At 39.7% G+C, this 6,070-nt stretch carries 4 protein-coding genes; all 4 read right to left on the reverse strand.

Features of this window, described 5'->3' with window-relative positions; genetic code table 11:
* Positions 1–195: 195 nt before the first annotated feature.
* The 4 genes from cas3 to IBX40_10320 are packed head-to-tail and all read right to left on the reverse strand — an operon-like array spanning position 196 to position 6,048.
* On the reverse strand, positions 196–2,463 hold the full coding sequence (gene cas3, locus IBX40_10305; GenBank protein MBE0524709.1) for a CRISPR-associated helicase Cas3': 2,268 nt from the start codon (positions 2,461–2,463) through the stop codon (positions 196–198).
* Positions 2,450–3,154: a CRISPR-associated protein Cas5 gene (cas5, locus tag IBX40_10310; GenBank protein MBE0524710.1), complete on the reverse strand. Its 705-nt coding sequence runs from the start codon at positions 3,152–3,154 to the stop codon at positions 2,450–2,452. Before cas5 ends, cas3 begins: the two co-directional genes overlap by 14 nt.
* A 28-nt stretch (positions 3,155–3,182) precedes the next feature.
* Positions 3,183–4,331: a DevR family CRISPR-associated autoregulator gene (locus IBX40_10315; protein MBE0524711.1), complete on the reverse strand. Its 1,149-nt coding sequence runs from the start codon at positions 4,329–4,331 to the stop codon at positions 3,183–3,185.
* A 1-nt stretch (position 4,332) separates the two neighbouring features.
* On the reverse strand, positions 4,333–6,048 hold the full coding sequence (locus tag IBX40_10320) for a hypothetical protein (GenBank protein ID MBE0524712.1): 1,716 nt from the start codon (positions 6,046–6,048) through the stop codon (positions 4,333–4,335).
* Positions 6,049–6,070: the final 22 nt, after the last annotated feature.

The following is a 6,070-nucleotide window of genomic DNA, read 5'->3' on the forward strand; positions in this document are numbered from 1 at the left end:
GGTTTACTTTTTCATACCATGGCGCAGAGTCCGCAAAGAGAGGGCGGCGCGGGGGAGTGAAGAAAAAGGGGGAGCGGGGAAAGCGCAGGTATGAGAGAGGCGGTGGTAGGTGTGATTATGTTGAATTATGTCTTAACTCTGTGTTAGATTTAAGTAATTGTTAGCTGAATTCGCATTAATCATACTGAAATAGTATTAAATAAACACCGCACCACCATTATTTTTCTGTGGAAGATCAGCTATTTGAAGACCTATTCGCGAGTCATAATGAGCAGTAATTGTAAATACGCCCTCATCGTCTTGGATTGGTTCAATATATCCTTTGGATCTGAGCATGCTAAATTGTGTGACACGTAGCGGGACTAATAACATACCAGCCTCAATCCATCGTTTATCTCTTCTCAAACTCATATATTTCTCATGGCATACCTCCGGCAAAACTTCGATTGATTGATCAGTTCCTTCTATGACATCCTCAACCCAGTTACGATAAACCCCGGCAATCGTATGTTCATCAAAATCCTTCAGTTCAGGATAATTCAAAGCCCGTTCAAACTCTTCCCGCTCAGTTTTAGCATACCCGTCCGCGTAAACCATATCTGCCACATCGATAAGATTTCTCTCTGCTAATACAGTACCTTGTAGTGATTCTATACTCTGAAGAGTCTTTTCAACTATTGCTTTTGGATAAATGTTGAATTTATTTACTTGCTTCTTGCATACAATTACTGTCTCTGGTTCCCTTTTACCATATCTGTTTACACGTCCAAATCTCTGAATCAATGCATCGATTGGTGCTGGCTCAGTTATGCAGTTATTATAATCTAAATTCAAACTGACTTCAATTACTTGAGTTGCAATGAGTATTTTTGGTTGCTGCTTTAGAATCACGTCCTCAAGATTGCTTCTGTCTCGTTGAGTAAATCGTGAATGAAGAAGCACTGGCTCCTCAACATCATATATCCCCGCATCCCTTCTTTTGACAATGTATTCGTGAACATTCTGTGCAGTCGCAACGTGATTGCAGATTATTAACAATTTTTTATCTGAAAACCGATTTATAAAAGCATCTATTTGCTCCAATATATCTCCTGACCACATCTCAAGCATATGGCGCTTTTTGGCAATGACTTCGTTATCCATTGGCTCTGTTGAATCTGGTTCAATTATTGTTAGCTTCTCGCCCAGATTTTCACTGATGAGTTGCTGAAGAAATTCAGGCATTGTTGCGGATGCAAATAAAAACTTTGCGCCAAGTGGTTTTAGCCAGTGGATCATTGCAAATATAAGTCCTACAATTCTTGGTTCATATGCGTGAATTTCATCAAATATAAAACATGCTCCCGGAAATTCGATCAGCGATTGCTCCCACCCTCGTCCACGTAATGCACTACGCAGAATCTGGTGTGGCGTGCATACTCTAATCGGATAATACATCTCCCGTGCAAGATCTGCCAGAAGCTTTGCCGTACCCACATATTGTGACCCGCCCTCCTGAAGTTTATATAAGTGCGCCACATTTTTGTGATGCAAAAGCCCGACATTGTCTTTTCCACAGATTGATTGCAATGTGTTAAACATGGCATTTATGCTTGCAGTATATGGTAGCACATAAAATAGACGTCCATTTTCTATTTGATTGTGAGCAGCCCATAAAAGGGCAGCATTTGTTTTTCCAGACCCCGTAGGCGCTCTCAAAATAGCATCACCATAAACACTGCCAGATACCATCTGAAAAGGGCGTGGAGTTTCTCCGTCTTTGAAAAAACGGCAATCCTTTAACGTGATTGGAGGGGGAAGACTGGTTACATTGGCAGATGATAAATGGTCTGAGCTAATCAATGCACCACGTAATAGTGCTGCATATCTTCGTTTCTCTTTTGGAATGGTTGAAAGTTGTCCGTATCTACTTGAGCGAGACAGCCACTCACGTGATAGTCCGATATCTGCAAGGTCAGGAATTATGTTGAGTTCCCACTCATGCTGTCCGGTTTCCCTGCATAATCTATTCCACATAGTTAGAAGGTCTGTTGATGTTTCATACCATTCCTGTTGCATTTTAGTACATACCGGTGCAAGATCTTCCAAATCTTCCATGAAAGGAATTTGCGGTTCAGGTAATGTTTTCTCATTAGTTATTGCAATATCCGGCAAAATACTTCTATGATGTGTCAAAATGGCAAATAATTGTTCTTCGGTGATACCTCTAAATGTTGCTGCAAACGTAGCAGAAATAATTTCGTGACGTTTTCCACCCCAGTTTTTAGTGCGTTTATACATAACATCCTGAAAACCACTCGCTGATTTTCCAATGTCGTGCACAAGAGAACAGAAAAGTAAATCGGTTTTTAATTTTTCACGGTAATCTTTACTAAATGGTGCCCTATCTGCAATTGCGGATGCAATATTTGTACAATCCAGTAAATGGTCAAAGAGTGTTGTTTTGCCATCACTCTTTGCCATCAATTCCTGCCCATTCATGGAGATAGATGGCATGTTCCTCATCCGCGTCATTATTAATATGGTATAAATTCGGATTTTTAACGATTGAGCCTGCAGAAACAACCTGAAATAAACGAATATTTATAGGATTTCTCGTCATACCAGTTACTCTGTTATCGAAAAATTCAGGCAGTCTTAGCATCCTCCCACCAATATTTTCCTGAGGAAATGGCATGAGCGTTGTGCCGACCTTCCCAGTTTGTTTCTGTGTCACATCTATGGTTTCGACATTCTCAATCCATGTTAAATCCTGTGACCTTCCGAATGTTGGAATTCCTGCGGGTCGCCTGAGAATATCAAAAAAATCCATATTATCAAGATATAATTCTAAAACTGGATATGTATGGAATTCATATGATCTTATGGCTGTTCCTTTAGTGTGGGGTCGTAATTTATTGTTTTTAAATTCAAATCTGTGACTGGTCTCCATATCTACACCCAATCCAGCACCAAAAACATCTTCACCAAAACGATATTCAAAACCTATTCTAACATCATCTGGATAAACTTCTCTTCCTGCGCAGCATCCGAGAAACCCAAGCAGTGTAGAGTAAGATGGCACAGGCGCACATAGAGATTTACCGCTCACGACAAGAGGAATTCTAAACGTTGCTGTAATTCCCCGAATGGTGGCACGGACTAGTTTATCCATTTAATAAAACCCTCCGAGCATAAGCGACTCAACTTGCTTTGTCACTGTTGTTTCGATCATATCCAAGATGTGCTATACTGAATTTTTTCGCCACGTTGATTGGTGTATCAATAATGAACATTGAATCGCTTGTACCAAGTGCACGTATTGTTTCTTCGTTCTTTGGACTAAGATAGCCATTTCGAATTCCAATATATATTGGAGTGACCAATCGATCCGCGTAATCCAATGCAATCTCTTTAAGTGTTTCCACTTTTATGGCTGGTCCTTCAGAAGTCTCCTGATTTGGATTATCTTCAAACAGATTGTTGAATATAAGATTACCACAATCAAGTCCTGCCAGAATCATTACTTTTGGTGATACATCGGTCGCAAATGCAGCTTGTTTGGCACCACCTCGCAAAACAGAAAGAGAGTGTAACAATTCTCCTGCGCGGATTTTTACAGTGCCATTATCCGAGAATTCATAAACATCTTTTTCACGCTTTTTCAGTGTACCGTTCTCAATTCCTGGATTGATGAGTTCTTCACGCAATTCTATGCGATCTCCGACATTGCGAAAGACTCCCATGCGTGTCATATCCAAGCCAAATATTGCCTGCAGGCTAGTATTGTAGAATATCGTTGAATAGGGTACTGGTGTTCCTTCTATTAAATGAACATAACCTTCATCCTTTCCTTTCCATCCAAATTTTCGCAGTGATACAAGGATTGAGGACATAAATGGTGATGCTCGGATTAGCGCCTGGACTTTTGTTCTTTCCTGAGTTTCATCAGATTCATCGTCACTGTCCTCGTTTGAATCTGCTTTTTTTGTTTTTCCCTGTCCTTCTTCAGACCTCATATACCCGAATAAATCGTCCTCTGGATAGTTGATTGGATCGAGTGCTCCTGCTATCTTACTGGTAGTCCCTTTCTCACTTTTCTTGATAGAACCCAATGTACTCTTTTGCCATCCGGTTTCTTCGATCAATGTATCCCTCAACCAGCGCCTCCATGCCTGCGCCGATACATACGGTACACGGTATTTTCCATCGGAAAACTGTTTTGGTATAACTGTATTTCGATTTTCTCCAGATTGATCTATTCCGGCACCGTTCAGGAATGCACCATGTGCCGACACAAGGAATGTCCCGGCGATATGACTGATTTCTTTTGCTTGTTTCTCTTCTGCCATTTTAATTTCCTCCAGTTTGATTGATTTCAGGATTCATCGTAATATTTTCCTGCATTTTCTTTCGATACAAGTCAGTCAGTGCCAGCCTCATCTGGAATAGCAATTCATATCCAACAAAGTTTCCAGTCTCATCATGACATAAATCGTGCCAGAAACTATCCCAATCATCAGGCCCGAAGCCTTCATGACGCTCAGAGAGGTCACACATTACATTTTTTATCCAATAGACGTGTTTAGTACCACTTTTAAATTCATCAAGAACATCCTTCTTGAAACGTTTCAACCCACGATTTTCAATATAATCGTTAAAATATAGGTCTGCTGCCTCCAGTATATTGGGATTCATTTTCACAGATTCACCTTCTATAGATTTATATTCATAATTATGAATATCTTCATCCACATGACGAAGAAAATATCGAGTCATATCGAATCCTTTAAAACTCGCCTGTAATGGATACAAAGACTTCACCGGAAAGATATGGAAATAATCATCAATCGATAATCGTCCATCCTCTACCATTTCAATAATTCTGCCTTTCAATATATTTCGTTTTTTAATATCTTTGAATACATCTGATTTTATCCATTCTTTCTGTTCCTTTGTATTGTCCGGCAGAAGACCTTCAGCCAATTTTTGTGATGCGACAAGGGTTTTATATGGGACACCAAGAAGGCGGGTCTGGTAAAATGCAAACATGCTGACAGAAGCACCATCGTATTTCTTTATCGGGTATAATCCCATATAATCTATTTTGTTGCGTATTGAATTCAATAAATGATTATCTGAATTTTTAATAGATTTATCAACAGTCGCCAGTGATGCAATTTCATTTTCTAGATCGTAGCGGGCTGCATCCCAAAGAAAACGTACTGATTCATCTGGTATCGATATGATCTCACAACTTGGGTTTGTCCCAGAATTACTAAAGAGCCATATGTTTAGTTCAGAATTTTTTGGAAGTTCTTTTATTTTTTGCGCGTGTTGTAATTCTCTAAATACCGTGCATAGCCATTTCACAGTTTCACTACTATGTCGCTTTTTACCGATGGTCTCTATACTATTTCCACCAACAGATAATAATCTGCGATTATCATCGATAATCGACTTGATCAGATCCTGAACAAATGGTTGGTGTGCACCCTCAAACACCATTAGTTTCCCGCTCAATAATCTGGTTCCTATAGGGATGTAAGCTACAGCAAAAAGACACCTCGGACATATATTGAACATTCTTGATGATGATGGCAATGCCTGCGCATCGCTGCCAAGACTTCCAATAAGTGGGAACAGATCTCTTCCAACGACGTGATCGTTTCCTTTGTCATCATCTACCTGCTCATACGCAGCATTGATATCGACTGCATGGAATTCACCACAGCATTCACACATTCCTGAATCACGATTTACATTTTCTATTTGACTCAATAATCCAGATAAAATTGACCTATATTTTCTTTTACGAGTTTCTTCAAATTTTTTCCCCCTTGGTTGATATAAAGGCCCATTGTTGCCAAAAACCATTGTAAAAGACTTTAAGCGTGAATTCCAATCTGATAAATCATTGCCACCAAATACACGCTTCACATCATCATGATTCATCTTGGTAAACGATTCTTTGCCCGCCAAACACGCAATAACCGCCTGTCCGGTATCTACAAAAGGATTGCCAGTAACTGGATATATACCATTCTCTGCATTTACTCCCTTTATCATCACAATAATCACAACTTCAATA

Source organism: Methanosarcinales archaeon (genome assembly GCA_014859725.1).
In the GTDB taxonomy this organism is placed as follows: Archaea; Halobacteriota; Methanosarcinia; order Methanosarcinales; family Methanocomedenaceae; genus Kmv04.